The 23,454-nt window shown below is 71.5% G+C and carries 23 protein-coding genes; 10 read left to right on the forward strand and 13 right to left on the reverse strand.

Translation table 11 applies throughout. The features are described 5' to 3' along the window. Window positions 1-25: 25 nt before the first annotated feature. Window positions 26-430 (reverse strand): Hsp20/alpha crystallin family protein, encoded by a 405-nt coding sequence (locus LK06_RS00250; RefSeq protein ID WP_039652381.1) that lies wholly within the window; start codon window positions 428-430, stop codon window positions 26-28. A 183-nt stretch (window positions 431-613) separates the two neighbouring features. On the opposite strand from LK06_RS00250, the gene LK06_RS00255 reads away from it, so the two are divergent. Both LK06_RS00255 and LK06_RS00260 read left to right on the forward strand, forming a co-directional pair. Then, entirely contained in the window at window positions 614-1,981 is a 1,368-nt protein-coding gene (locus tag LK06_RS00255) for a nicotinate phosphoribosyltransferase (protein WP_052269904.1), read from the forward strand. A gap of 202 nt (window positions 1,982-2,183) precedes the next feature. Then, complete coding sequence (locus LK06_RS00260) at window positions 2,184-2,495, forward strand: DUF1918 domain-containing protein (RefSeq protein WP_234367306.1); 312 nt, start codon at window positions 2,184-2,186, stop codon at window positions 2,493-2,495. A 54-nt stretch (window positions 2,496-2,549) separates the two neighbouring features. Here the strand turns inward: LK06_RS00260 and LK06_RS00265 are convergent, their stop codons facing one another. After that, window positions 2,550-3,443, reverse strand: a complete 894-nt coding sequence (locus tag LK06_RS00265; RefSeq protein ID WP_039652380.1) for a universal stress protein — start codon at window positions 3,441-3,443, stop codon at window positions 2,550-2,552. Between the two features lie 356 nt (window positions 3,444-3,799). Here LK06_RS00265 and LK06_RS00270 point away from each other — a divergent pair, with 356 nt between their 5' ends. From LK06_RS00270 to LK06_RS00290, 5 genes are all read left to right on the forward strand, one after another. Beyond that, window positions 3,800-4,792 (forward strand): Acg family FMN-binding oxidoreductase, encoded by a 993-nt coding sequence (locus tag LK06_RS00270; RefSeq protein ID WP_039652378.1) that lies wholly within the window; start codon window positions 3,800-3,802, stop codon window positions 4,790-4,792. Between the two features lie 82 nt (window positions 4,793-4,874). Further along, entirely contained in the window at window positions 4,875-5,327 is a 453-nt protein-coding gene (locus tag LK06_RS00275; protein WP_234367307.1) for a CBS domain-containing protein, read from the forward strand. Further along, window positions 5,317-8,154 carry a cation-translocating P-type ATPase gene (locus LK06_RS00280; protein ID WP_078858953.1) on the forward strand — a complete coding sequence of 946 codons (2,838 nt, stop codon included), beginning with the start codon at window positions 5,317-5,319 and terminating at the stop codon, window positions 8,152-8,154. The genes LK06_RS00275 and LK06_RS00280 overlap by 11 nt, the downstream gene beginning before the upstream one ends. Further along, the gene (locus tag LK06_RS00285; protein ID WP_039652375.1) at window positions 8,151-8,810 is read left to right on the forward strand and encodes a potassium channel family protein; all 660 of its coding nucleotides are present in this window, start codon (window positions 8,151-8,153) and stop codon (window positions 8,808-8,810) included. Before LK06_RS00280 ends, LK06_RS00285 begins: the two co-directional genes overlap by 4 nt. Beyond that, window positions 8,807-9,463, forward strand: coding sequence for a potassium channel family protein (locus tag LK06_RS00290; protein ID WP_039652373.1), 657 nt, complete (start codon window positions 8,807-8,809; stop codon window positions 9,461-9,463). The genes LK06_RS00285 and LK06_RS00290 overlap by 4 nt, the downstream gene beginning before the upstream one ends. Window positions 9,464-9,681: 218 nt before the next feature. Here the strand turns inward: LK06_RS00290 and LK06_RS00295 are convergent, their stop codons facing one another. From LK06_RS00295 to LK06_RS00345, 11 genes are all read right to left on the reverse strand, one after another. Then, complete coding sequence (locus LK06_RS00295; protein WP_039652371.1) at window positions 9,682-10,125, reverse strand: universal stress protein; 444 nt, start codon at window positions 10,123-10,125, stop codon at window positions 9,682-9,684. Window positions 10,126-10,345: 220 nt separating this feature from the next. Then, complete coding sequence (locus LK06_RS00300) at window positions 10,346-12,757, reverse strand: glycoside hydrolase family 65 protein (RefSeq protein ID WP_039652369.1); 2,412 nt, start codon at window positions 12,755-12,757, stop codon at window positions 10,346-10,348. A 23-nt stretch (window positions 12,758-12,780) separates the two neighbouring features. Continuing rightward, on the reverse strand, window positions 12,781-13,659 hold the full coding sequence (locus LK06_RS00305; RefSeq protein ID WP_078858958.1) for a universal stress protein: 879 nt from the start codon (window positions 13,657-13,659) through the stop codon (window positions 12,781-12,783). A gap of 181 nt (window positions 13,660-13,840) precedes the next feature. Beyond that, window positions 13,841-14,515, reverse strand: coding sequence for a CBS domain-containing protein (locus LK06_RS00310; RefSeq protein WP_039652435.1), 675 nt, complete (start codon window positions 14,513-14,515; stop codon window positions 13,841-13,843). 174 nt (window positions 14,516-14,689) lie between these two features. After that, window positions 14,690-15,172 (reverse strand): hydrogenase maturation protease, encoded by a 483-nt coding sequence (locus tag LK06_RS00315; RefSeq protein ID WP_039652365.1) that lies wholly within the window; start codon window positions 15,170-15,172, stop codon window positions 14,690-14,692. Further along, complete coding sequence (locus LK06_RS00320; RefSeq protein WP_039652364.1) at window positions 15,169-16,563, reverse strand: Ni/Fe hydrogenase subunit alpha; 1,395 nt, start codon at window positions 16,561-16,563, stop codon at window positions 15,169-15,171. Before LK06_RS00320 ends, LK06_RS00315 begins: the two co-directional genes overlap by 4 nt. Then, on the reverse strand, window positions 16,560-17,525 hold the full coding sequence (locus LK06_RS00325; RefSeq protein ID WP_234367308.1) for an NADH-quinone oxidoreductase subunit B family protein: 966 nt from the start codon (window positions 17,523-17,525) through the stop codon (window positions 16,560-16,562). Before LK06_RS00325 ends, LK06_RS00320 begins: the two co-directional genes overlap by 4 nt. Window position 17,526: 1 nt before the next feature. Beyond that, window positions 17,527-18,345 (reverse strand): FAD/NAD(P)-binding protein, encoded by an 819-nt coding sequence (locus LK06_RS00330; protein WP_039652362.1) that lies wholly within the window; start codon window positions 18,343-18,345, stop codon window positions 17,527-17,529. 91 nt (window positions 18,346-18,436) lie between these two features. Beyond that, the gene (locus tag LK06_RS00335; protein ID WP_308355502.1) at window positions 18,437-18,799 is read right to left on the reverse strand and encodes a cyclic nucleotide-binding domain-containing protein; all 363 of its coding nucleotides are present in this window, start codon (window positions 18,797-18,799) and stop codon (window positions 18,437-18,439) included. Next, complete coding sequence (locus tag LK06_RS00340; protein WP_043407956.1) at window positions 18,796-20,067, reverse strand: 4Fe-4S dicluster domain-containing protein; 1,272 nt, start codon at window positions 20,065-20,067, stop codon at window positions 18,796-18,798. Before LK06_RS00340 ends, LK06_RS00335 begins: the two co-directional genes overlap by 4 nt. Window positions 20,068-20,321: 254 nt before the next feature. Further along, entirely contained in the window at window positions 20,322-20,984 is a 663-nt protein-coding gene (locus LK06_RS00345; protein ID WP_052318976.1) for a CBS domain-containing protein, read from the reverse strand. On the opposite strand from LK06_RS00345, the gene LK06_RS35150 reads away from it, so the two are divergent. The 3 genes from LK06_RS35150 to LK06_RS00360 all read left to right on the forward strand — a co-directional run bounded on the left by LK06_RS35150 (window position 20,976) and on the right by LK06_RS00360 (window position 23,408). Further along, window positions 20,976-21,260: a COG4315 family predicted lipoprotein gene (locus LK06_RS35150; protein ID WP_071659180.1), complete on the forward strand. Its 285-nt coding sequence runs from the start codon at window positions 20,976-20,978 to the stop codon at window positions 21,258-21,260. The genes LK06_RS00345 and LK06_RS35150 overlap by 9 nt on opposite strands. Before the next feature lie 260 nt (window positions 21,261-21,520). Then, window positions 21,521-22,294 (forward strand): glycosyltransferase family 2 protein, encoded by a 774-nt coding sequence (locus LK06_RS00355; RefSeq protein ID WP_039652357.1) that lies wholly within the window; start codon window positions 21,521-21,523, stop codon window positions 22,292-22,294. Between the two features lie 43 nt (window positions 22,295-22,337). Further along, the gene (locus tag LK06_RS00360; RefSeq protein ID WP_043407953.1) at window positions 22,338-23,408 is read left to right on the forward strand and encodes a threonine/serine dehydratase; all 1,071 of its coding nucleotides are present in this window, start codon (window positions 22,338-22,340) and stop codon (window positions 23,406-23,408) included. Window positions 23,409-23,454: the final 46 nt, after the last annotated feature.

The following is a 23,454-nucleotide window of genomic DNA, read 5'->3' on the forward strand; positions in this document are numbered from 1 at the left end:
ACCCGGATCAACCGCCGTGCCGGGATCAGCCGTGGTGCTTGATCTCGACGTGCTTGGCCTCAGCCTTCTCGACGCCCATGCCTACGCTGACGGTCAACATGCCGTCGGTGTAGTCGGCCCTGACGTCATCCTCGTCGGCGCCGGGCGGCAGCGTCACGCTGCGGCTCAACTCGCCGTACCGGATCTCACTGTGGTTCTTGTCCACCTCGCGCTCGGTGCGCTCGGCCTTGACCGTCAGCACGCCGTCGCCGATGACGACGTCGAGGTCCTCCGGGGACATGCCCGGAAGCTCGGCGCGCATGACGTAGCGGCCCTCCTCCGTGTAGTCCTCTATGCGGACCACGGGCATCGCGAACTTGGCGGGAATGGTCTCGAACCAGTCCGGCATCTCCGGGAACGGAATCCTCTGCCTGCGTGTCAGTGTGGCCATCGCCGTACCTCCTCGGCTGTCGTCGTCTGCCGACACCTCCCAGTACAGCGCGCCGCGCCCGCTCATGGTGAGGCCGAACAGCCCAGGCCGGGGGTCCCGAAGTCCCTTTCGCCCACGCCGCGGGCAGCCAGACTGGAGATGAGGGAACGAAGAGGGCAACGACCACACACGGCGGCGATCACCATGTCCGACGTCACGACCACCGATCTCTACGAGGTGACGATGGCCATGTCCTACCTCCGGGAGGACATGCGAGCACCGGCCACCTTCAGTCTCTTCGTCCGTGACCTGCCGCCCGGCCGGGGCTTCCTGGTCGCCGCGGGGCTGGAGCCCGCCCTGGACTTCCTGGCCGGCTACCGCGTCGGGCGGGAGGACGTAGCGGAGTTCGCCAGCGCCCTGCACCGCCCGGCAGAAGACCTGGAGCCGCTCCTCGGGCTCGCCTTCGAGGGCGATGTACGCGCCGTTCCCGAAGGTCACGCCGTGTTCGCGGATGAGCCGTTGCTGGAGGTCACCGCCCCTCTGCCGCAAGCCCAGCTCGTCGAGACGTACCTGTTGAACCAGGTCTGCCACCAGACGGTGGTGGCGTCCAAGGCGGCACGCTGCGTGCTGGCCGCCGCCGGGCGACCGGTGGTGGACTTCTCGCTGCGCCGTTCGCACGGCCCGTGGGCGGGCCTGCAGGCAGCCCGGGCCGGGGCCCTGGTGGGTTTCGCGGGCACCAGCAACGTGGCCGCGGCAACGGCCCTGGGCATCCCCGCCTCGGGGACCATGGCCCACTCCTACGTCGAGACGTTCCCCGGCGAAGAGGAGGCGTTCCGCGCGTTCGCGCGCTGCCACCCCGGACCGGTGACCTTCCTCGTCGACACCTACGACACCGAGGCGGGCGTGCGGACCGCGGCCCGTGTCCTGAACGACCTGCAGCGCGGTCCCGGCTGCGCGATCCGCCTGGACAGTGGTGACCTCGACGCCCTCTCGCGCCGGGCCCGGGCTCTTCTGGACGGCGCCGGGCTCCCCGACGTGCGGATCCTGGCCAGCGGCGGACTCGACGAGTACGGCGTGGACCGACTGGTGCGTGCCGGCGCCCCCATCGACGTGTACGCCGTGGGTACCCGCGTCGGCGTGGCCGCCGACGCACCGTACCTGGACGCCGCCTACAAACTCGTGGAGTACGACGGCCGTCCTGTCATGAAGCTGTCCTCGGCGAAGGTCACTGCTCCGGGACCCAAGCAGGTCTTCCGACAAGCCGGACGGCCCGATGTCATCGCCCTGGCGGGGGAGGAACCCCCGGACCCGGCGGCGCGACCGCTGCTGCGCACGGTGATGCGCGACGGACGGCGGACGGGCCCTGCGGACCACTGGCAAGACGCACGCCAGCGCCTGCGCGAGGACATCGCAGAGCTTCCGGCCGCGGTCCGGCGGATCGAGGACCCCGAGCCGGTGCGCGCGGTCCGGTCCCGGGCGCTGGAGGAACTGACCGCGAGGTTGCGTACGGACATCGAGGCTCGGTCGTCCCGGGCGGAAGTCACCGCCCCCGCCGCCTCCCGCTTCTCGTGACCCCCGCGCGGCAAGCCTGAGCGGCCCCCGGGGGGGATGGTCATCGCGCGGGTGCACGGGAAGTACGGGTGTCCGCCTGGTGGGCCGCCACTGGGCGGACGCCCCGGACAGGACCAATGGCCCCTGGCACCCAGTACCGCCCGGGACTTCGATGGGATCGGGGCGGCGCCGCCCGAGCCACCGCAGCGAGGAGGCGAGGAGCATGACCACTCCCGCACGGAAGCACACCCCCGCACAGGAGCAGCAGCGCGGTCGCTCCGCTCCGCGCAACGCTCCGGGGGAACGAGGCAGCCCGATGCACGCCCACGTGGGCGATGAGATCGTGGTACGGGGCACCACTGCCGGCGTCGTGTCCCGGGACGGTGAGATCATCGGTCTCCACCACTCGGACGGCAGCCCGCCCTACGACGTGCGCTGGGCCGAGGACGGACGGGTGACCCTCTACTTCCCCGGGCCGGACGCCTACGTTCGGCATCTGGTGCACGAGACGGGACCCGGTGACCGGGGTCGTTGAGTCAGGGCGCCCGCCGCGCCCAGGACGCCGGCGGCGCGGAACCTGAAGGGCCCATCAGGGGAAATCCGGTACGACGGCCACGGGGCAACGGGCGTGGTGCAGCATCGTGTGTGTCACCCGGCCCAACTGGAGTCCGCCCCAACCACGACGACGCGCCACTCCGACAACCAGGAGGTCCGCCGCCGCGGACTGCTGGAGCAGCACGGTGCGGGCCGGCCCCTCGACGACACGACGGTGCACGAGCACGCCCGGGTGATCGGTCATGGCCTCCTCCAGCAGGCCGTCCACGAGCGCGGACGCCTGCTCCTCGTAGGAGGCCCCGGTGTTCCCGCTGGGCAGCGGTCGTTCGCCGGGCTGGTGGGCGGGGTGGCGCCAGGTGCGCACGACGTCCAAGGCGCATGTGCGCACCTCCGCCTCACGCAGGGCGAACCTCGTCGCCGCGCCACTCGTGCCGGGACCCCCGACGCCGAGCACGACCCGGCCGCGGGTTCCTGCGACACCGTCCGGGTCGCCCCGGACCACGATCACGGGCCCGGCCGCCCGCCCCGCGACGGCGAGGCAGACCGAGCCGAGGAGCAATCCCTGAAGGTCCCCCCGGCCACGGCAGCCGGTCACCAGTGCGGCGGCGTTGTGCCCCTCGCGCAGGAGCGCATGGACCGGGTCGTCGGGCAGGGCGGCGGATTCGACGGCGAGGTCCGGGGCCCGCCGCCGGGCCCGCTCGACGGCGACGGCGACGATGTCGCCCGCGGTCGTCCGGTCCGGCGACCCCTCCGCGGCGGCCAGGGACGACCGGCCGGCCGAGGGCGGCCAGCCCTCGTAGCGTTCCCACAGCGACGCGTACACCAGCCGCAGCGGAAGGCCGTGCAAGATCGCCTCGTCGGCCGCCCAGTCCACCGCCAGCAGGCTGGATTCGGATCCGTCGACACCCACGACCAGGGGCAGCCCCATGCTCCTCACCGCCTTTCGGTGGACTGCCGGACGTACAGCCGTGCAGTCCTCCTCTCACGCTCACACGGACGAGCCGGTCACCGGATGGGCGGATCGGCCCTTTCGACCGGCAACGGACTCCCCCGTCCAGGACATTTGGCCCCGGGGCGGTATCCGGAAGGACCGTGCGTCGCCTCGGCGGAGCCACCGAGGCATGCGCCCCCACGGTCCGGCCCCGCAACCGGGGCAGCGTCCCGGGGGGACGACCTGAGCTGCCCGCTCGGCCCACTCGGCCCCCGGGCCAAGGCCGGGCGGCCCCTGCCGCAGCCGGCCTACGAGGTGCACGCTGGAGACAGGCGCACCATAGGGAGGCCAAGGTGATCAGGCAACTCGTGGACGTCTCCGACGTCACCGCGCTCGTGACGGATGCCGCGGCGGCACCCTCGCTGCACAACGCGCAGCCCTGGAAGTTCCGTTTCCTGCGCGAGCGTGGTGTGCTGCGCCTGTACGCAGACCTGGAACGTGCCCTGCCCCGTACCGACCCCGACAACCGGAACCTGCATCTGGGTTGCGGTGCGGCGCTGCTCAATCTGCGTGTGGCTGCCGCCGCGAGCGGCCGGGGACCCTCCGTCCGGCTCCTGCCCGACCGGGCGGATCCGGCGCTGCTGGCCGAGTTGGACCTGCACGCCCACACGCCGGCCGACGCGGCACTGGCGGAGCTGCACCCGGCGATCAGCCGCCGTCATTCCAGCCGCCACCCCTTCCGCGACGAGCAACTGCCGGACGGGCTGACGGACCGCCTCTGTGAAGCGGCCCGCGGCGAGGGCGCGGAGCTGGTCTTCCCTGGCCCCTGGCACGTGGCCTCAATACTGGAACTGGTGGAGGACGCCGAGGGACGGGAAGCCGTGGACCTCGGGGTTCGGGATGAGATGGCACATTGGGCCCACGCGACGTCAACGGACGCTCCTGGAACGTCCGACGGCATCCCCGCCGAGGCGTTCGGCCCCCGCCAGCACGGTGGTGCCGGGTTCCCGGTACGGGATTTCGCCGCCGGCCGCAAAATGCCCGGACGTAGCTGGGCGGCCTTCGAGAAGAACCCGCACATCGCCCTGCTCGGCACGGTCTACGACCGGCCGGAGGACTGGCTGCGTGCGGGGCAGGCACTGGAGCGGGTCCTGCTCAGGGCCACGGCGGACGGGCTGGTCGCCTCGGTGACGTCCCAGCCCCTGGAATGGCCCGAGTTGCGGTGGGCGGCCCGGGACCCGGTCTCCGACATGGCCTATGTGCAGATGGTGATCCGCGTCGGTCACGGGCCCGAAGGCCGGCCGAGCCCACGCCGGCCGGTGGCCGATTTGCTGGACGTCGAATGAGGGGACGCCGTGCCGCTCCGGGTACGAACACGAGCACGAGCGTGAACACGGACGCTGAGGGCCAAGGAGGAGTCGCGTGAAGGTGTCCGAGGTAATGACCGCTCCGCCGGTGACCGTCGCACCGCATGTCCCGCTACTCCAGGTGACCCGACGGATGGCCGAGTCCGGTGTCGGCTCCGTCCTCGTCGTCGAGGACGAAACGCTGCGCGGCATCGTCACCGACCGCGATCTCGCAGTGCGCGGTCTGGGCGGGGGGCTGGATCCGGACACACCGGTCGAGGCGGTGATGTCGGCGCACGTGGTCACCGTCGACGCCCTGGACGACGTCCAGGCGGCCTACCGGACGTTCCGCCGCGTGGGCGTGCGCCGCCTGCCGGTCCTGGACGGACAGCTCCTGGTGGGCGTGGTGACGGTCGACGACCTCCTGCTCGACGTCTTCCGGCGGCTCGCGGACCTGCTGGGCCCCGTCGCGTGGAGCGTGCTGCAGGAGCCACCGGGGCCGCCGGACGCCGACAGGGCACCGTATGTGCGCTGAACGGGCGCGGCATGGCACGGCACCGCCGGGCGAGTCCGTGCCGGTCGCGGTCCGCGCGAACGATCCGCGGGACGGGCCCGCCGCAGCGTCGGTCCCAGCCTTACCCGTCCGGGAACTCTTCGACGCCCTGGGCACCGGTCCCCGCGGACTCACGGCGGACGACGTCACGGCACGCCGGACCCGCTACGGCCCCAACGACCTGCCCCGCGTCGGACGCCCGAACCTGTGGCCCCGGTTGGCCGCGCAGTTCACCGACCTCTTCGCGGTGGTCCTGCTGGTCGCCTCGGCCATCACCTTCCTCGCCTATGTGCTGGAACGTCCCCGTGACCCGGCCACCCTCCAACTGGCTCTGGCGATCCTCGGTGTGGTGCTGCTGAACGCCGGCATCGGCTTCGCCCAGGAGTACTCCGCCGAGCGCACTGCGGAGTCCCTGCAGGCGATGGTCCCCCGCGCATGCCGGGTACTGCGGGACGGGGAACGGCAGGAGTTGGCCGCCCGGGATCTGGTGCCCGGCGATGTCGTGGTCCTGGAGGCCGGGGACGCGGTTCCCGCCGACTGCCGACTGGTCGAGGCACAGGGGGTAGCCGTCAACAACGCGGCCCTGACCGGCGAGAGCGACGCCGTCTCACGGGTGGCCGAGCCCGTTCCCCCGGGCTCACCGCTGGGAGCCCGCAACTGCCTGTTCATGGGCACCGACCTGGTCGCGGGCACGGGCAAGGCCGTCGTGTTCGCCGTCGGGGCGGCCACCGAGTTCGGGCGCATCTTCCGGCTCACCGCGGCGGCCCCACGGCAGCGGACGCCGCTGCAACGGCAGGTCGCCGCCATGGCCCGCCGGGTGGCGGGCATCGCACTGGCGACCGGTGCCGTCCTGTTCGCGGTGCGGGTGCCGAGCGGGCAGCCGTTCGTCGACACGTTCGTCTTCTCGCTGGGGGTGATGGTCGCCCTCGTGCCGGAGGGCCTGCCGGCGACGCTGTCCGTGTCCCTGGCCATCGGTGTGCGCCGCATGGCCCGCCGGCACGCGCTCGTCAAGCAGCTGCTGGCGGTGGAGGCGCTGGGGTCGACCAGTGTGGTGTGCACCGACAAGACGGGCACCCTCACCCAGGCCGAGATGACCGTCGTGCAGCTGTGGGCGAAAGGCGTGACGCACACCGTGACCGGGGTGGGCTACGCGCCGGTCGGAGAGGTGGCCGACGTCGGGCCGGTGCGGGAGTTGCTGCGCACGGCGGCCCTCTGCTGCGACGCACGGCTCGTGCCGCCGGATGGTCGGCGGGGGTGGCGGGTGCTCGGTGACACCACCGAGGGCGCGCTGCTGGTGGCCGCGGCGAAGGCCGGTCTGGACACGACCGCGGAGGAAGCCCGCACACCGCGGGTGGCGGAGTACCCCTTCGATTCGGTGCGCAAGCTGATGAGCACCGTGCACCGCGACCGCGACGGCGGTTATGTCGCCCACGTCAAGGGTGCGCCGCTGGAACTACTCGCCCGGTGCGACACCGTCGGCCGGAACGGCGTACGGGCGCCGCTCACCGAAGCGAGCCGCGCCGAGGCCGCCGCTGCCGCCGACGCTCTGGCCGGGCAGGGGCTGCGGGTGCTGGCTGTGGCGCGGCGCCAGGTCTCCGGTCCGCGTCCGGTGCTGTCGGACGTCGAGTCGGAGCTGACCCTGCTCGGGTTCGCCGGGATGTACGACCCGCCCCGGCCGGAGGTGCGCGATGCGGTGGACGCGTGCCGGCGGGCGGGTATCCGCATCGTCATGGTCACGGGCGACCACCCGCTCACCGCGGAGGCCGTCGCACGCCGCGTCGGGATCGTGCGCGGGTCCGCCCCGGCCGTGGGCACGGGAGCCCACCTGGACACACTGGACGACGCCGGCCTCGACGCGCTGCTGGCCGGCTCCACCGAGCTGCTGCTGTGCCGGGTCAGTCCCGAACACAAGATGCGGGTGGTCACCGCGTTGCAGCGGCGGGGCGAGGTCGTCGCGGTCACCGGCGACGGTGCCAATGACGCGCCCGCCCTCAAGCACGCGGACATCGGTGTCGCCATGGGCGCCTCGGGCACGGATGTCGCCCGGGAGGCGGCGGTGATGGTGCTGCTGGACGACTCGTTCGCCTCCATAGCCACCGCGGTGGGACTGGGCCGTTCGGTCTACCGCAACATCCGCAAGTTCCTGATCTACGTCTTCAGCAGCAACATCGCCGAACTCGTGCCGATCGTCGTGGCGACCTTCGCGGGTTTCCCGCTGGTGCCGATCACGGCCGTGCAGATCCTGGCGATCGACCTCGGCTCCGATGTACTGCCCGCGCTGGCACTCGGTGCCGAACCCATGGAACCGGACGTGATGGACAGCCCGCCGCGACCGCGCCAGGAGCGGCTGTTCTCCACGGCGGTCATGGGCCGCATCCTCTTCCTCGGCGGCATCCAGGCCCTGGGTGTGTGCGCCGTCTTCTTCTGGCACATCCACGCATCCGGGATCCCCTACGCCGACTTCACCAAGGACGATCCCGTCTACCGGCAGGCGATCACGATGGTCCAGGCCGGCATCGTCGTCAGCCAGTTCTTCAACTCGCTCGCGGTCCGCACCGACCGGCAGAGCGTGTTCCGGGCCGGTTTGCTGACCAATCCGTGGCTGCTGGCCGCCGGCTGCTGCGGCATCGCGCTGATGTCCGCCATCAGTTACGCGCCCCCGTTCCAGACGGTCTTCGGCACCGCACCGCTGTCCGCGGCCGACTGGGCGGTCCTCGCTGCCTTGGGGGCGCTGCTCCTCGCCGCCGAAGAGACGCGCAAGGGGATGCTGAGGCACCGGGAGGCGTCTGCGAAGGGAGGAACACGATGAGAACGGTCATCGTGGGGTGCGGCCGGGTCGGTGCCACCCTGGCCGCGCAGTTGGTCACCGAGGGACACGACGTACGGCTCGTCGACCACGAGCCCAAGGCTGCCAGGCTGCTGCCGCCGGGGTTCCCGGGTGCCTTCCTCGTCGGCAACGGCTTCAGTCGGTCCGTGCTGGAGGCGGCCGGCATCGTCCACGCGGACGCACTCGTCGCGGTCACGTCGTCCGACAACGGCAACATCGTCAGCGCGCGGACCGCCAAGGAGTCCTACCGGGTCCCCGTCGTCCTCGCCCGGATCCACGATCCGCGCCGCGCCGACATCTGCCGGGACCTGGGCATCACCACGATCTCCAGTGTCCGGTGGGCGGTGAACCGCATCCATCAGATACTGCTGCACCGCCATCTGAGCCCCGAGGTCGCGTTCGGCAGTGGTGAGACCCTCCTGGTCCGCTCGCAGTTGCCGGCCTACCTCACCGGGCGGCGGCTGCGCGAGTTCGACGTCGACGGCGAGATCCGCGTCGTGGAGGTCACCCGGGCCGGCCGCTCGCTGCTGCCCGCCCACGGTGTCCGCGCCGAGTCCGGGGACCTGGTCACCTTCGCCGTCGCCGCGACCGCGCTCGGCCGGTTGCGCGGCTTCCTCGACAAGGAGCTGGGAGCGTGAGGGTTCTCATCGCCGGTGCGGGCAGGCTCGGCACGCAGATCGCGCAGGTGCTCGCCGCCGCGCGCAACGAGGTGATCCTCGTCGAGCAGGACGACGACCGGGTGGCCGAGCTGGCGGCCCTGCCCAGGGTACGACTGGTCGCCGGGAACGCCTGCGACCCCCTGGTCCTGGAACGCGCCGGGGCGCTCACCTGCGACCTGGTCATCTCGGCCACGGGCCGGGACGAGGACAACCTCGTCATCGGCCTGCTCGCCAAGCGGCAGTTCGCCGTGGCGCGGGTCGCCGCGCGGGTGAACGATGCTGAGAACACCTGGCTGTTCGATCAGCGGTGGGGTGTGGACGTCGCGGTGCCCGCGGCCACACCGCTGATCTCCCTCATCGAGGAGGCCACCGGTGCCACGGACACGGTGGCGCTGCTGCGGCTGAGCAGGGCCGGCGTGGACGTCGTCGAAACGGCGATCACGGAACGGTCGCGGGCCGCCGGGCGTCCACTGGGCGAGATCACGCTCCCGGCCGGGACCGTCGTCGCCACCGTCATCCGCGACGGGCGGCCCACGGTGCCCGGTCCCGAAGTACGGCTGCTGCCCGGCGACGAGCTCCTGCTGGTCTCGCACGAGGCCGACGAGCGGGAGATCCACGCAGCGTTCCAGTGACCGGTGCCAGCGCGCCGGGCACAGACATCCGGTCTCGGTCCGAGGCGCGTTGCGGAGGTGCATCACGGTGGGACACGAGGGCTTTCTGCTGCTGGCGCAGATGTCGCAAGCCGCACCAGGTCAGAAGGCCCCCACCCGTTTCAGGACCGATCTGCCGTGAAGCCGGTCACCGACCACGACCTCCTGGTACGGAACATCCAGGACGCCGCGGACCGGTGTCAGGACGTCTCGGCACGGACGATCACGACCGGGCAGCTCGCGTGGTGCGACACGTGCTGGCTGACAGAACCGAGGAGGGCGCTCGCGAACCCTCCCCTACCCCGGCTACCGACAACCAGGACCTCTGCTCCTTCGGCGGCGCGCAGCAGCACCTCGGCCGGATTGCCGTGCGCCAGGAATTCCCGGACCTTGCTGGCCGCGTCCGCGCCGAGCACGTCGGCCAGTTCCTTCCGCATCCGCCGCCGGGCCTCCTCCTCGTCGACATCCATGTCGACGGCCGGCGCCGACCATCCGTACAGGCCCGGCAGCTCCCAGGCCGCGACCGCGTCCACGGTGCCGCCGGCCAGGTCGGCGTAGCGCACGGCCCAGCGCAGTGCCGCGTACGAGGACGGTGACCCGTCGACGCCAACCACGACCCGCGGCTTGGAGACATCCTTGTCCATCTGTGCCACCTCTCCTACAGCTCGGCCACCCCGTCGTTCTCCCCTCTTCGCTTCCACGCTGCACGCGGGACAGCCATCTCGCCAGAGCAGACTCGCCCGAGCAGCCGCTCGCGGTGCCCGACGCGGCCCGTGCCACCGGGCAGCGGTACGGGGGTTCCGTCGTGGTCCCCTCGGTCCCGGTGAACGCCGATCGTGCCGGCCGGGCCGGCTTGACACGCGGTCATTGGGCCAGCGTCAGACGAACCGTCTCCCCCGGCTGGACCCGGACGGAGCGGTCGGCCAACTGGACGTCGATCGGCTGGCGGTCGGACGGGGGCACGGTGATCTCCATGCGCTTGTGCCGCAGGCGCAGCCGCACGCCCCAGTGCCCCTGGTAGCGGATGACGAACCCGTAGGACGACAGCTCGGGCACCGGCACGGGATCCAGCCACAGGGCTCCTGACCTGGTCTCCAGGCCGGGCAGTCCCCGTTGCACGAGGTCGAGCGTGCCGGCCATGGCTCCGAGATGGATGCCTTCGCCCGTGGTGCCGCCCTGCAGGTCGGCGATGTCGCCGCGCAGGGCCTCCTGGCAGAACACCCACGCGCCCGCCCGGCGGGCGCGGGCCAGCACCCAGCCGTGGACCAGACCGCTCAGGGTGGAACCGTGGCTGGTGCGGGCCAGGTAGTAGTCGACGGTCCGCGACCAGATCCCCTCGTCCAGTCGGTAGCCCAACTGTCCGAAGAGCGAGCGGAGCTCGGACGGTGAGAACAGGTACCCCAGCATGAGCACGTCGGCCTGCTTGGACGCCTTGTAGCGGTTGACGGTGTCGCCCTCCGCCTCCAGTATGCGATCCAGGCGGCGGATGTCGGCGTACCGTTCGCGATAGCCGTCCCAGTCCAGTTCCGCAAGGTCTCCGTAGCCGTTGAACTGGCTGATGACACCGTCGTGGAAGGGCACGTACATCCGGTGGGAGACCTCCTCCCAGTGGGCGAGCTCAGTCCCGTCCAGCCCGGTCCGCTCGGCGAGTTCCAGATGGCGCGGCTCCGGGAGAGCGCGCAGCACCTCCCGCGCCCGGGCGAGCACCCAAGCAGCCGTGACGTTGGTGTAGGCGTTGTCGTCCAGTCCGGGCTCCGCGGCGCCCGGGTAGGAGTCGTGGTACTCGTCGGGGCCCATCACGCCCCGGATCCGGTAGCGGTCCAGACGCTCGTCGTAAGTGGCCGAGTCCGCCCAGAACCGGGCGATCTGGAGCAGCATCTCGGCACCCTTGGTGTGCAGGAACCCGGTGTCCCCGCTCGCTTCGCAGTACTGCCACACGTTGTAGGCGATCGCCGAGCCCACATGGCGCTGGAGTTGGGAGTTGTCGGGCAGCCAGCGCCCCGAGCGCGGGTTGAGGTGCAGTGTCTGCGTTTCCTCGCGTCCGTCGCTGCCGCTCTGCCACGGATAGAGGGCGCCGCGCCTGCCGATGGTGCGCGCCGCCGCGCAGGCTCGTTCCAGGCGCCGGTGCCGGTACTCCAGCAAGGCCCGGGAGACCTCCGGGAAGTGCAGATCGAGGTAGCGCAGGACGAACAGCTCGTCCCAGAAGATGTGGCCGCGGTAAGCCTCGCCGTGCAGCCCCCGGGCCGGCACACCCACATCGAGTTCGGCGGTGTGCGGGGAGAGGGTCTGCAGCACGTGGAACAGGTGCAGACGCAGGATGCGGCCCGGCTCTCCGGGGACGTCGATGTCGGCTCGGCGCCACATCTGTCCCCAGGCCGTCCGGTGTGTCCGCAGGAGTTCGCTGAAGCCGGGAGCCGTCCCCACGCGGTCGAGTGCGGCACGCAGGGGATCGCTGATGGCCGGGTCCCGCGAGGTGTGCAGGGCGATGGTCTTGTCGATGGTGACCGTCCGGCGGGGGCTCAGTTCCAGCCGTCCCTCCTGTACCGCGCGTACACCCTCGTCGCGATAGCGGAGGGTGAGGTCCGCGTCGGCCGTCAGCCGGCCGGCCATCCCGACGCGGATGTCCGACGTGCGGGTCCGGCAGCGCAACCAGACGGTGTCCGCCGGCACGGCGCCGGTGTGCACGTCGGTCAGGTGGTGGTTTTCGAGATCCCCGTAGCGTCTGACCCCCTGGTTGGCGACGCCCCCGTCGAGCGCCGCCTCGATGTCGAGCACCATCGCGGCGTCCTCCGCGGTGACCTCGGTGCGCAGTACGGCCAGGTGCGGATCGGCCATGTGGACGATCCGCACCTGGCGGACGGACAGCGCCCGTCCGTCCGCGAGCCGGTAACGGGTCCGGCGCTCCAGCACACCCGTCTCAAGGTGCAGTACGTGCCCGTGGCCGAGGACCGTCGCGGTCCGGGGGGTGAGCCACGGCCCGTCGACGGGCCGGAAGCGGAGGACGAGCCAGTTCGGCAGGTTGACCATGTCCTCGTTCTCGACGAAGCGGCCGGCGACGTGCGAGGTGAGCCGGTTGTAGCACCCGGCGACGTAGGTGCCCGGATAGTGCGCATCGTCCGCGGCACACTCGGGCAGCGCGCCACGCGTGGCGACATATCCGTTACCGAGCGTGCACAGTGATTCCCGTAGGCGCTCGCCCTCGGGCTGGTAACCGTCATACTGCCAGGTCCAGGGCGTGGCCGCGGTTGACTTCCCGGCAGGGCCTGCCGTATTCATCGCCTGCTCGTCGGCCGGAACTCTCACGGCCGCTGCGGTACGACCGCGACCGGACACTGCGCGTGGTGCAGCAGGCTGTGGCCCACCCGGCCGAGGTGGAGGCCGAGGTGGCTCGTCCTGCGATGCGTCCCGATGATCACGAGGTCGGCGGCCGCTGACCGCTCCACGAGGATCTTGCCCGCCGGTCCCTCCAATGCCGAACGGCGGGTCCGGACGCCCGGATGCTCGGCGATCGCGTCCGCGAGCAGCGTGCCGAGCAGCGCCGAGGCCCGCTCCTCGTCTGCGTTCTCCGGTTCACCGGCCCGCGCTCGAAGGCCGCCGCCCGCCTCGTAGGCGGGGCGCCGCCAGGCACGGACCACATCCAACGTGCAGTCACGCGCCTGGGCCTCTCGGAAGGCGAACCGCACGGCCTCGGTGCTCGTGTCGGCATCTCCCAGGCCCAACAGGATCCGCCCGTGTGTACCGCCCACACCCGCCTGATCACCTCGGACCACCACCACCGGGCAGTGCGCCCGGGCGGCGACGGCCAGACCGACCGACCCGAGGAGGAGACCCTTGAGCTGCCCGCGCCCGCGTGAGCCCGTCACCAGCGCCGACGCCTCGTCGCCCGCACGCACGAGAGCGGCTGCGGCGTCCTCTGCGACCACGTCCGTGGTGACCTTCACGTCAGGGTTGCGCCGCTGGGCGCGGTCGGCCGCGGAGGCCACGATGTGCTCGGCCAATACCTGCTCGGAGGGACGCCCCACGCCTGTGCCCGGCAGCGCGCCGTCGTAACGTTCCCAGAGGGAGGCGTAGAGGAGCCTCACGGGTAGACCGTGGCGGACGGCTTCGTCCACCGCCCAGTCGACGGCCTGCAGGCACGAGTCCGATCCGTCGACGCCCACGACCAGAGGGAGTGTCATCGTCCCCACCGCCTTTCCTGGGCTGCCACGTCGTACAGCGCATGGGGCTGGTTCCACCGTCGCACTGCGCCGCGCGGGGGTGCGAGGGGCCCTTCGGCCCCCTTCGGAGTTTTCTCCCCCATCCGGTGCCACCGGTGAGGCCGGGTGGAGAAGCGGTGCGGTCGTGTGGGGCCGGCCCTCGTCAGCCGCCGGTGGGTGAGGGCCGAGCGTCGTCCGTGCGGTACGCGATGTGCCCGGAGACCGAGACCACACCGTCCACGCCACGGCACAGTTGCTCGACCACGGGGACCAGGCTGCGGAACTCCACGGAGCCACCGAGGACGACCCGTCCGTCACGCACCTCGACCGTCACCTCCGCGGGGGCGAGCCGCAGCGTGCGCCGCAACACGTCCTCGGTGATCTCGTCGCGGATGGCGTCGTCACGGCGCAGGAAGATCCGCAGCAGATCACCCCGGCTGACCATGCCCAGGAGCCGGTCCGCCTCGTCCACCACGGGCAGCCGCTTGACCTGCTGGACCTCCATGAGGCGTGCGGCTTCGACCACGTTCCAGTCCGGACGCGCGCACACCGCGGGAGCCGACATCAGTTCCTCCGCACGAGCACCCTCGGCCTTGGCCCGCTCCCAGGCCTCCAGGTGCGGTATCGGGGTCCTGCCCGACGGATCGGCCTGGTCGGCGCTCTTGCGCAGCAGGTCGGCCTCGGACACGACCCCCTGGGGCCGGTCCAGATCGTCCACCACGGGTACGGCGGTGACGTCGTTGTCCGCCAGGAGCCTGACGATCTCCTTGAACGGCGTGTCACGCCGCACCGTAACGACGTCCCGGGTCATGAGCTCCGCGACCGTTCGGTGGTGCATGGTGCCTCCCGTGTACGGGCCGTCCGCCGCGCGGGTACCGGGCTGTCGCCCCACGTTGCGGCGTGTCCGGCGCGGCAGGTCGGACACAGGACCATTCTGCGGAGCGGGCGGCGATCATGCGAGCGCACCCCGTCGGCCGTTCCGCGCCGGTCTGCGGACCGGTGCGGCAACCGCTCACGGTGCGTCGGGCCCCAGTGCGCGTCGCACGGAGGCGGCCGTGCGGGAGATCAGTCGGGGCAGGGCCGACCGCACCGGCGCGCTCAGGCCCGTGCCGAGTTCGACGTCGCTGACCTCCACGGCGTGCACCACCAACTCCGGCGGGAGCCGGTGGAGGGCTTCTGCCAGGGCGAGGCACTCCCCGAGGCCCAGGGCGTGGGTGCTCGCCGTGGCCGGCGCGTGGCCGGCGGCCTGCGCCGCCGTCAGTGTGTGCAGCCGGCCGGGCCGGGCCGGCTGTATCCGGAGCGCTTCGACCACGACGACGGTCTCCGCGCCCTGCCAGAGCCCGAGCATCCGGGCCGGTTCGCCGTCGCTGACCGCCAGTACCACGTTCTCGGGCACCTGGCCGCGCAGTGCCTCCACGACCGCGGGACCGGCGCCATCATCGCCGCGCAGCGGATTGCCCACGCCGATCACCACGACCCGGCCGTTCGCGGTCATGTGCGCTCCACCGTCAGATCGAGGAAGTGGGCGGCGCAGGAGATGCAGGGGTCGTGGTTGCGCACGGCACGCTCGCACAGGAGCGTCAGTTCCTCGTCGTCGGGGACCGGTCCGCGCCGGTCCAGACACGACTGGACGACCCGGCGCACGTCCTCCTCGATGGCCCGCTGGTTCTGGGCGGTGGGTGGAACGATGCGGGCCGCGTCGATCGTGCCGTCCTCGGCCATGCCGTAGCGGTGGTAGAGCAGTCCGCGGGGCGCCTCGGTGGCCCCCGCACCGACCGCCCTGCGGGGCGACACCTCGACGGCGGGCTGGGCGGGCGGTTCGTAGGCGTCGATGATCCGCAGGGCTTCCTCGATCGCGTGCACCACTTCCACGGCGCGCACGACGATGCTGCGGAAGGGGTTGACACGGACCGGGCCGGCCGATGCGTCCCCGAGCCCCGCGTCGCGCGCCGCCTCGGCCGCCACGGGGTGCAGCCATCGCCCGTTGACCGCGTAGCGCGCCAGCGGACCGGTCAGGTGGCGACGCCCGTCGAGGGTGGCGGTCAGGGCCGTGGAGTACGGCACCTGGTCCTCCTGGACGTGCTGCTCGAACGCGGACAGGGGAAGGTCACGCACGTCCGCGACGGTCCTCCCGCCCGCGCCCGCAGTGGTGTCCGTACTGGGGTCCGTAGTGAGGTCCGAGGCAGCCAGGACCGCCGGTGTCCCGGAGTCGATGGCGTAGCGGCCCGGATCGCACAGAGCGAGCAGGTCGTGGTCGCACACGGCGTCGGGGAACTCGAATCCCGCCACCCAACGAACCGTCTCCAGGGCCTCCTCGCGGGCCTGCCGCAGTCGTTGTGCCAGGGGGCGCAGTTCCCGGGGCTGCGGTGTGCGGTGGAAGCCGCCGACACGGACGTTGACCGGATGGATCGGCCGACCGCCCAGTTGCTCCAGGATCGCGTTGCCGGTCTGCTTGATCCGCAGACCGCGTTCGACGGCCCTCCGGTGCCCGCGGGCGACCTCGACCGCGCTCGGGCAGCCCAGGAAGTCGGGGGCGTGCAGCAGATGGATGTGGAGGGTGTGGCTTTCGATCCACTCCCCGCAGTACAGGAGGCGGCGCAGTTCGGCGAGGGGGCCGTCCACGCGGACGCCGCAGGCGTCCTCGATCGCCTGGCAGGCACTCATCTGGTAGGCGACGGGGCAGATACCACAGATGCGGGCGGTGATGTCGGGCGGTTCGGTGTGGCCGCGGCCCATCAGGAACGCCTCGAAGAACCGGGGCGGTTCGTAGATGCGCAGCCGTGTCTCGGCCACTCTTCCCTCGTGCAGGCGCAGGTGGAGGGACCCTTCGCCCTCCACCCGGGCCAGCGCGTCCAGCCGCAGGACACGCGTTGCGCGATGGCTCATACAGGCCCTTCCTGGCCGGTGTCCGTCGGTGCCCGAGGTTCGTCCTGCCCGGCGTCCCGCCCCTCGGCCGCGAGATCGGGTACGCAGGCATATTCCGGTGACGCGGCGTTGAAGGTGCGGAAGACACGCAGGATGTCACGCTCACTCATCCCGTCCCGGCCCAGTTGCGCGACCATTGAGCGCAGATTGGGACGGTCCACCGGTCCGAAACAGCCGTAGCAGCCGCGTCCGTAGGCGGGACAGATCGCGCCGCACCCGGAGTGGGTGACCGGGCCCAGGCAGGGCGTTCCGTGGGCCACGGTGACGCAGGTGGTACCGCGCCTCTTGCACTCGAAGCAGACACTGTGGTCGGGGATGCCGGGTTTGCGGCCCGCTAGGTAAGCGGTGACGACCTCCAGGAGCTGGCGGCGGTCGATGGGGCAGCCGCGCAGTTCGAAATCGACCGGCACATGCGCCGAGATCGGTGTCGAGTTCTCGAGGGCGGAGATGTACTGCGGATGTGCGTAGACGGCGGCGCGGAACTCGGCGACATCGCCGAAGTTGCGCAGTGCCTGGATGCCGCCAGCGGTGGCGCAGGCTCCGATGGTCACCAGGCGCCGGGAGACGCTCCGCACGTGGCGGATCCGGTCGGCGTCTTCTCCAGTGGTGATCGATCCCTCGACGAGGGAGAGGTCGTACGGTCCGCGGCCTGCCAGTTCCGCGCGCCGCCCGTCGGGACCCTCGGCGGCGGACATCTCCAGGAAGTGCTCGATCCGGATCCGGTCGGCGAGGCCGAGCAACTCGTCCTCCAGGTCGAGCAGGGTCAGCTGACAGCCGTCGCAGGAGGCGAACTTCCACACGGCGAGTGTCGGCCTGGAGTCCTCGCCGGACCGCCGGTCGGCCGCCGGTTCCTGGTCGGCGGCGGCCGGTGCCCGGTCCATCGTCCCCGGCGGGAAGGAGTCTCCCGGCTGGCCAGTGTCCATCTCACAACTCCCTTACGGCGAGCAGTGGTTCGGCAGAGTCGTAGCCGATGACCGGGCCGTCCCGGCAGAGCAGCAGCGGGCCGAGCTGGCAGTGGCCGCAATGGCCGGTGGCACAGCGCATGTTGCGTTCGAGTGAGACCTGGATGCGGTCCGGAGCGAGGCCCCGGCCCGTCAGGGCGCGGGCCGTGTGCCGGATCATCGCCTCGGGCCCACAGACGAGCGCACACGTCCGGCGGGGCTGCAGGTCCAGGCGGTCGAGGAGGCCGGTGACGACACCCACCGATCCGTGCCAGCCAGGACCGGGCTGGTCCACGGTCACCTCCACCCGGGCCGCGCCACGCCAGGTACCGGTCTCTGCGCGGTAGATCAGGTCGTCCGGGGTCCGGGCACCTACCAGGATCGCGAGCCGGCCGAAGGCGCCGGGCCGCTGCAGAACCGAGTGAACCACCGGCCGCAGCGGAGCCAGTCCGATGCCACCAGCCACCACCAGCACGTCCCATCCCCTTGCCGCGTTGAGGTCCCAGCCGGTACCGAACGGACCAGACAGTCCGACCACGTCGCCCGCGCGGAGTCGGCACAGCGCGGTCGAGACCGCGCCGACCGCGCGTACCGTGTGCACCAGCCCCCCGTGCGGACCACGCAGGGCACTGACCGAGACGGGCACCTCGCCGACGCCGAACGCATAGATCATGGCGAACTGACCCGGTGCGAACGGCGGTACTTCCCGCCCGGCCGGAACCAGCTCCACCGATCGGGTGTCTGCGGTCTCCGCACAGGTGGTTACCACCCGGTACGGCAGCGGGGGCGTCACGGTGCTCATGTGGGCCCGCCTCCGCAGGGGGAGTGCAGATCCAGCAGTGGGGCGCGGGTGGCTTGGAGCCGCTCGGCGACCACTCCGGTAAGACGGCGCATCAGGGCATCACCGAGCCCGGGTCCGTCGTGCACCGCTGCAGGACGTCGGCAACGGGGAACTCCGTCGCCACCACGAGGGTCTTCGCCCGAGCCCCCCGCTGCCACCGGAACGGCGGGAACGCCCAGGACCAGCCCAGCAGCCGGCCGGGGCCCGGCGTCTCGACGACGGCCGCCGGATGCCGCCCCGGCACGCAGACGTCCAGGGCGACCTCGCCGGTGCGCAGCAGCCAGCACCAGTTGGCCTCCCCACCCTCGTCGGACAGCCTCGCCCCGGCTGGGAAGGTCACCTCCAGCCCGATGGCCAGCAGTCGCTCGCGCTGTGCGACGGGCAGGAAGTCGAGGGGCGCGGGCGAGCCGGTCACGATGCCGTCCGCCCGGTTGCCGGTGACTGGGTCCAGTCGTGGAGGGCAGCAGCCTCCTCGGTGATGTCAATGCCGACCGGGCACCACACGATGCAACGGCCGCAGCCCACGCAGCCGGACGAACCGAACTGGTCGTACCAGGTGCCGAGTTTGTGGGTCAGCCACTGCCGGTAGCGGCTGCGCGAGGACGCACGGACCGGCCCTCCGTGCAGACGGGAGAAGTCCAGGTCGAAGCAGGAGTCCCAGAGCCGCCAGCGTTCCGCGTGGTCACCGGACAGGTCGGTGACGTCCTCGGTGGTGGTGCAGAAGCAGGTGGGACACACCATGGTGCAGTTTCCGCACGTCAGGCACCGGCCAGCAACATCGTCCCAGCGCGGCGCGTCGAGCGTGCCGGCCATGAGTTCACGCAGGTCGGCCTCGGGCATGGTCCGTCCCATGCGGTCGGCGGCGGCACTGACGCCGGACTGAGCCGCCTCCCGGGTAGCAGCGTCCGCCGGTCGGGCGGGCAGTTCCGCCAGGATCTCGGCGCCCTCCTGGCTGCCGCTGCGGGTCCAGAAGCGGTGCCCCTGGCCATCGACCACCTCAGTGATCACCAGGTCGTAGCCGGGTCCGGCAGCGGGGCCCGTGCCCATCGATACGCAGAAGCAGGTGCCACCGGGCTCGGTGCACTCGACCGCCACCAGGAACGCCCCGGAGCGCCGCCCCTGGTAAACGGGATCACCGTACGGTCCGCCGGTGAGCACCCGGTCCTGAATGGCAATGGCCCGCAGGTCGCAGGAGCGAACGCCGAGGAACGCGTACCGCGGCGACGGTGCCTCGTCGGATGTGAAGGCGATGCCTCCGGTGTTCCCCGTGTCCTTCCCGTCCCCACCCCCATCCGTACCGTCCCCATCGGGCCATCCGTCCCGACCGGGCTGGCCGTCCTCGCTCGCCCCGCCGGCCCGGTCGGCACGCCACTGCCGTACTCGCGGCGGATGCAGGAACTGCTTCCACGACTGCGGGCCAGCCGCGTTCGCGAAGGCCGCGCCGTCCGACCGCTCGCGCAGTCGATACCGTCCGGCCTCCAGTTCCACGCCCCAGCCGTACGGCAGCTGATCAGCCGAGGCCAGTTCCTCCAGCACGATCGCGCCATCCCGCACGGTGGGGCCGACGACGGTGAAACCTCGCCCGATCAACACGTCCACCAGCGCGGCCATGCCCTCCTTGCCCATCACCGACCCCTCGGACGCGGGAGGCGAGGTGGTGTGCGCGTCGATGTCGGCAGTCATGAACGTTCTCCTTCACCACCCGGCGGGGCAGGCGGGGCGTGGTCGGTGCCTCGTCGAGTCCACGTACGCAGGATTTCCGCTGCGGCGCCACGCGGAGAGGGCCATGCGGACCCACGTACGCACACGGCTTCCTACCGGCACGACGGAGGCCGGAGCTGCGGCGACCCCTCCCCCGCGCCCCGATCCTCTGGCGTTCCCGGACAGGCCGCGACACGTCACGGTCTGCTACCGCCGGGCCGTCCGCTCCGCTCGGCTCACCTCTGAGGGCCGCCTTGCGGTACCTTCCCGTCCACCCCGACGTTCAGCCCGTCCGCCCCGTCCGCCCTGTCGTCCCGGTCGAACCCCAGCCGGTGGACGACCTCCACCACGCCGTCAACGCTCTCGCACAGCCGCACCACGATCGGGATCAGGCTCCTGCGCTCCAAGCTGCCACTGAGCGTCACGGTGCCTTCGGTGACCTCCACGGTCAGCGAGGAGGGCGGCAGGCCGAGCGTCCCCGCCACGACCTCTTCCAGGATCTCCTCCTGGATCGCGTGGTCGCGGCGGAGGAAGAGCTGGATCAGGTCGCTTTGGCTGATCACACCGATCAGCCTGCCCGCGGCGTCCACCACAGGCAGGCGCTTGACCTTGTGGCGGTCCATGGCCCGCGCAGCACGCACCGCGCTCCACTCCGGGTCCGCGACCAAGGCGGGAGCGGTCATCAGATCCCGGGCGTCCTCCCCCGCGCCCGAGGACGATCTCCGGCGCAGCAGGTCGACCTCCGACACCACACCGACCGGCCGGCCGTCGTCGCCGACCACCGGAACGGCCGTGATGCCGTACTCGTCGAGAAGGCGCACGATCTCCCTGATTTCCGTGTCTGGTCGAATGCTCACTGCGGCGGGTGTCATCAGATCGCCCACGCTGCGGTGCCTCATCGCTCGCCGCCTCCCTCCGTCAGCGGTCCCCGCGCCCGTGCCCGGGCGGACATTCCAGTCCACCGCGTTCCGGCCGCGCTCCGCTGGGGCCGAACAGTCCCGACCGGCCGCCCCGAAGGTCACCGACCGGGGCCGGAGGGGACCAGAGGGCCGGGCTCGTGGGCCGAGGGACCTGACTACGACGGCAAACCGCTCTCCCCCTTCGTCAAGGACACGGAGCCTGGTGACATGTCCGGCGACGGAGTCCAGGGCGTCTGGCGCGTCACCAAGGCGTAGCCCCGGCCCGCCGTCGATCCGCGCGTCGAAACGGGCGGATCGACGGGGCGCCCGCGCCGCGAGGCAGCCATGCCCTGTCCTCCCCCGGGCTTTGCGGGCGAGAGACGCATCCGAAAGGGCCTCAGCACCTCCCGAACTCGTCGACCTGTGCCTTCAGCGCGCCACCGCTCCTCGGCAAAGCCATCTGATCTGCAGGGCAGTCCTACGCGATTGCAGTGCTTGAATGGACCGTCGTCCCTGATCTGGCAAGGAGAAGCGCTGTGCCCCTGGTGTCTGTCGTGATGCCCGTGTACAACTCGGCAACCACCCTCGGCGCGGCCGTCCGATCGGTGCTCACACAGACCCACAGCGACCTGGAGCTCCTGGTCACTGACGACCAGTCCTCCGATGGCTCCATGGATCTGCTCCGCGAGTTCGCCGAGCAGGACGAGCGCGTCCTGCCTCATGCGGCAGCCGAACGAGGCGGTGCGGGCCGGGCCCGCAACCTGGCGATTCAGCGGGCCCGCGGAGACTACATCGCCTTTCTCGACAGCGACGACATGTGGCTTCCGGAGAAGACCGAGAAGCAGCTCGCCTTCGCCGCGGAAGGCAATGCGCCGCTGACGTTCACCTCGTACTTCAAGATGGACGCCGACTACGACGGCGAGAGCACCGACTGGGTCCCGAACGGGCGGGTGGTCCGTGCGCGGGACCACGTGGACTACCGCGCGATGCTGGTCCGAGACCACATCGGTGCCCTCACCGCCATGTACGACCGCAATGCCCTGGGCACGAGGCAGATGCCGGAGATGCGCAAGCGCCAGGACTACGCCCTCTGGCTGTCGATCATGCGGGACGGCGCTGACGCCCGGGGCCTGTGTGAGCCACTTGCGGTGTACAGAGCCCACCAGGCGGGATCGCTGTCCTCCAACAAACTGTCGCTCGTGCAATACAACTGGGCCCTGTACCGCGAGCACGAGCATCTGTCGGTCCCACGGGCGACGCGGGCACTGGCCGGCGCTGCGTGGCAGTCGCTGCGCAACTCGCGCATCTAGATCCGTGCACGGGCTCTCCGGCCGGACACCTCATCACCTGGTCATGACCAACCCACCGCAGGAGCAGCACGTGCACCAGCTCACCTACGGCGACATCAAGGCCGCCGCCGACCGGATCGCCGGACACATCCGCCCCGTCACCCTCGCCCGCCTCGATGAGGGCGCGATCCGTGCCGGACACCGGGACCCCCTGGACAAGCGACCCGAACAGCCCTGGGCAGTGTGGCTCGCCCTGGAGTTCATGCAGCACACCGGCAGCTTCAAGGCCCGCGGCGCCCAGAACTTCATCCGGGCCCACCGTGACGCGGGCACTCTTCCGGACGCCGGCGTGACGATCGCCTCGGGCGGCAACGCGGGACTCGCTTGCGCTTGGGCGGCCCAACGGCAGGGCGTCCGCGCCACCGTCTTCCTGCCCGAGACCGCACCGGAGGTCAAAACCGCCAAGCTCTCCTCATACGGAGCCGATGTCCGCCTCGTAGGCCAGGAGTACGCCGAGGCTCTGGCCGCGTGCGAGGCATTCGCCGCAGCCAGCGGGGCCCTCACCTCCCACGCCTACGACCACCCCCTGATCGCAGCCGGCGCCGGCACCCTCATGGAAGAGATCCACCAGCACATCCCGGATCTGGACACCGTGGTCGTCGCAGTCGGCGGCGGTGGCCTGTTCGCCGGAGTGGCGACCGCCGCTCAGCAGCACGGCATCCGCACCGTCGCCGTCGAGCCCGAGGACTGCCGCGCGCTGCACGCCGCCCTCCGGTCCGGCCACCCCGTCGATGTCTCCGTCAACTCCATCGCCGCCGATTCCCTCGGCGCCCGCCGCACCTCCGCCATGGCGCTGCACGCCGCCCAGCAGGACCGTGTCACGCCGGTGCTGGTCTCGGACGACGAGATCATCAACGCCCGCCAGGCTCTGTGGAACCACCACCGGATCGCCGTGGAGCACGGCGCGGCCACCGCCCTCGCCGCCCTCCTCGCCACCGACCAACACACCCCGGACGGGAACGTGACGGACCGGCACCGGCTGCCGAGCCGAAGCTACCGGCCCGCCAACGGCGAGAAGGTCTGCGTGGTCCTCTGCGGAGCGAACACCGACGCATCAACACTCACTCACTCTTAGTCCGAGCCGGACACGGCCGTCCTCGACCTCACCGGCGCGCTTCCGT

Source organism: Streptomyces pluripotens (assembly GCF_000802245.2).
In the GTDB taxonomy this organism is placed as follows: domain Bacteria; phylum Actinomycetota; class Actinomycetes; order Streptomycetales; family Streptomycetaceae; genus Streptomyces; species Streptomyces pluripotens.

Excerpts from the sequence above, each read along its gene's own strand:
- LK06_RS00250 (WP_039652381.1), bottom strand. The coding sequence starts at position 430 with ATGGCCACACTGACACGCAGGCAGAGGATTCCGTTCCCGGAGATGCCG.
- LK06_RS00255 (WP_052269904.1), top strand. The coding sequence starts at position 614 with ATGTCCGACGTCACGACCACCGATCTCTACGAGGTGACGATGGCCATG.
- LK06_RS00260 (WP_234367306.1), top strand. The coding sequence starts at position 2,184 with ATGACCACTCCCGCACGGAAGCACACCCCCGCACAGGAGCAGCAGCGC.
- LK06_RS00265 (WP_039652380.1), bottom strand. The coding sequence starts at position 3,443 with ATGGGGCTGCCCCTGGTCGTGGGTGTCGACGGATCCGAATCCAGCCTG.
- LK06_RS00280 (WP_078858953.1), top strand. The coding sequence starts at position 5,317 with ATGTGCGCTGAACGGGCGCGGCATGGCACGGCACCGCCGGGCGAGTCC.
- LK06_RS00285 (WP_039652375.1), top strand. The coding sequence starts at position 8,151 with ATGAGAACGGTCATCGTGGGGTGCGGCCGGGTCGGTGCCACCCTGGCC.
- LK06_RS00295 (WP_039652371.1), bottom strand. The coding sequence starts at position 10,125 with ATGGACAAGGATGTCTCCAAGCCGCGGGTCGTGGTTGGCGTCGACGGG.
- LK06_RS00300 (WP_039652369.1), bottom strand. The coding sequence starts at position 12,757 with ATGAATACGGCAGGCCCTGCCGGGAAGTCAACCGCGGCCACGCCCTGG.
- LK06_RS00305 (WP_078858958.1), bottom strand. The coding sequence starts at position 13,659 with ATGACACTCCCTCTGGTCGTGGGCGTCGACGGATCGGACTCGTGCCTG.
- LK06_RS00310 (WP_039652435.1), bottom strand. The coding sequence starts at position 14,515 with ATGCACCACCGAACGGTCGCGGAGCTCATGACCCGGGACGTCGTTACG.
- LK06_RS00315 (WP_039652365.1), bottom strand. The coding sequence starts at position 15,172 with ATGACCGCGAACGGCCGGGTCGTGGTGATCGGCGTGGGCAATCCGCTG.
- LK06_RS00320 (WP_039652364.1), bottom strand. The coding sequence starts at position 16,563 with ATGAGCCATCGCGCAACGCGTGTCCTGCGGCTGGACGCGCTGGCCCGG.
- LK06_RS00325 (WP_234367308.1), bottom strand. The coding sequence starts at position 17,525 with ATGGACACTGGCCAGCCGGGAGACTCCTTCCCGCCGGGGACGATGGAC.
- LK06_RS00330 (WP_039652362.1), bottom strand. The coding sequence starts at position 18,345 with ATGAGCACCGTGACGCCCCCGCTGCCGTACCGGGTGGTAACCACCTGT.
- LK06_RS00340 (WP_043407956.1), bottom strand. The coding sequence starts at position 20,067 with ATGACTGCCGACATCGACGCGCACACCACCTCGCCTCCCGCGTCCGAG.
- LK06_RS00345 (WP_052318976.1), bottom strand. The coding sequence starts at position 20,984 with ATGAGGCACCGCAGCGTGGGCGATCTGATGACACCCGCCGCAGTGAGC.
- LK06_RS00360 (WP_043407953.1), top strand. The coding sequence starts at position 22,338 with ATGACCAACCCACCGCAGGAGCAGCACGTGCACCAGCTCACCTACGGC.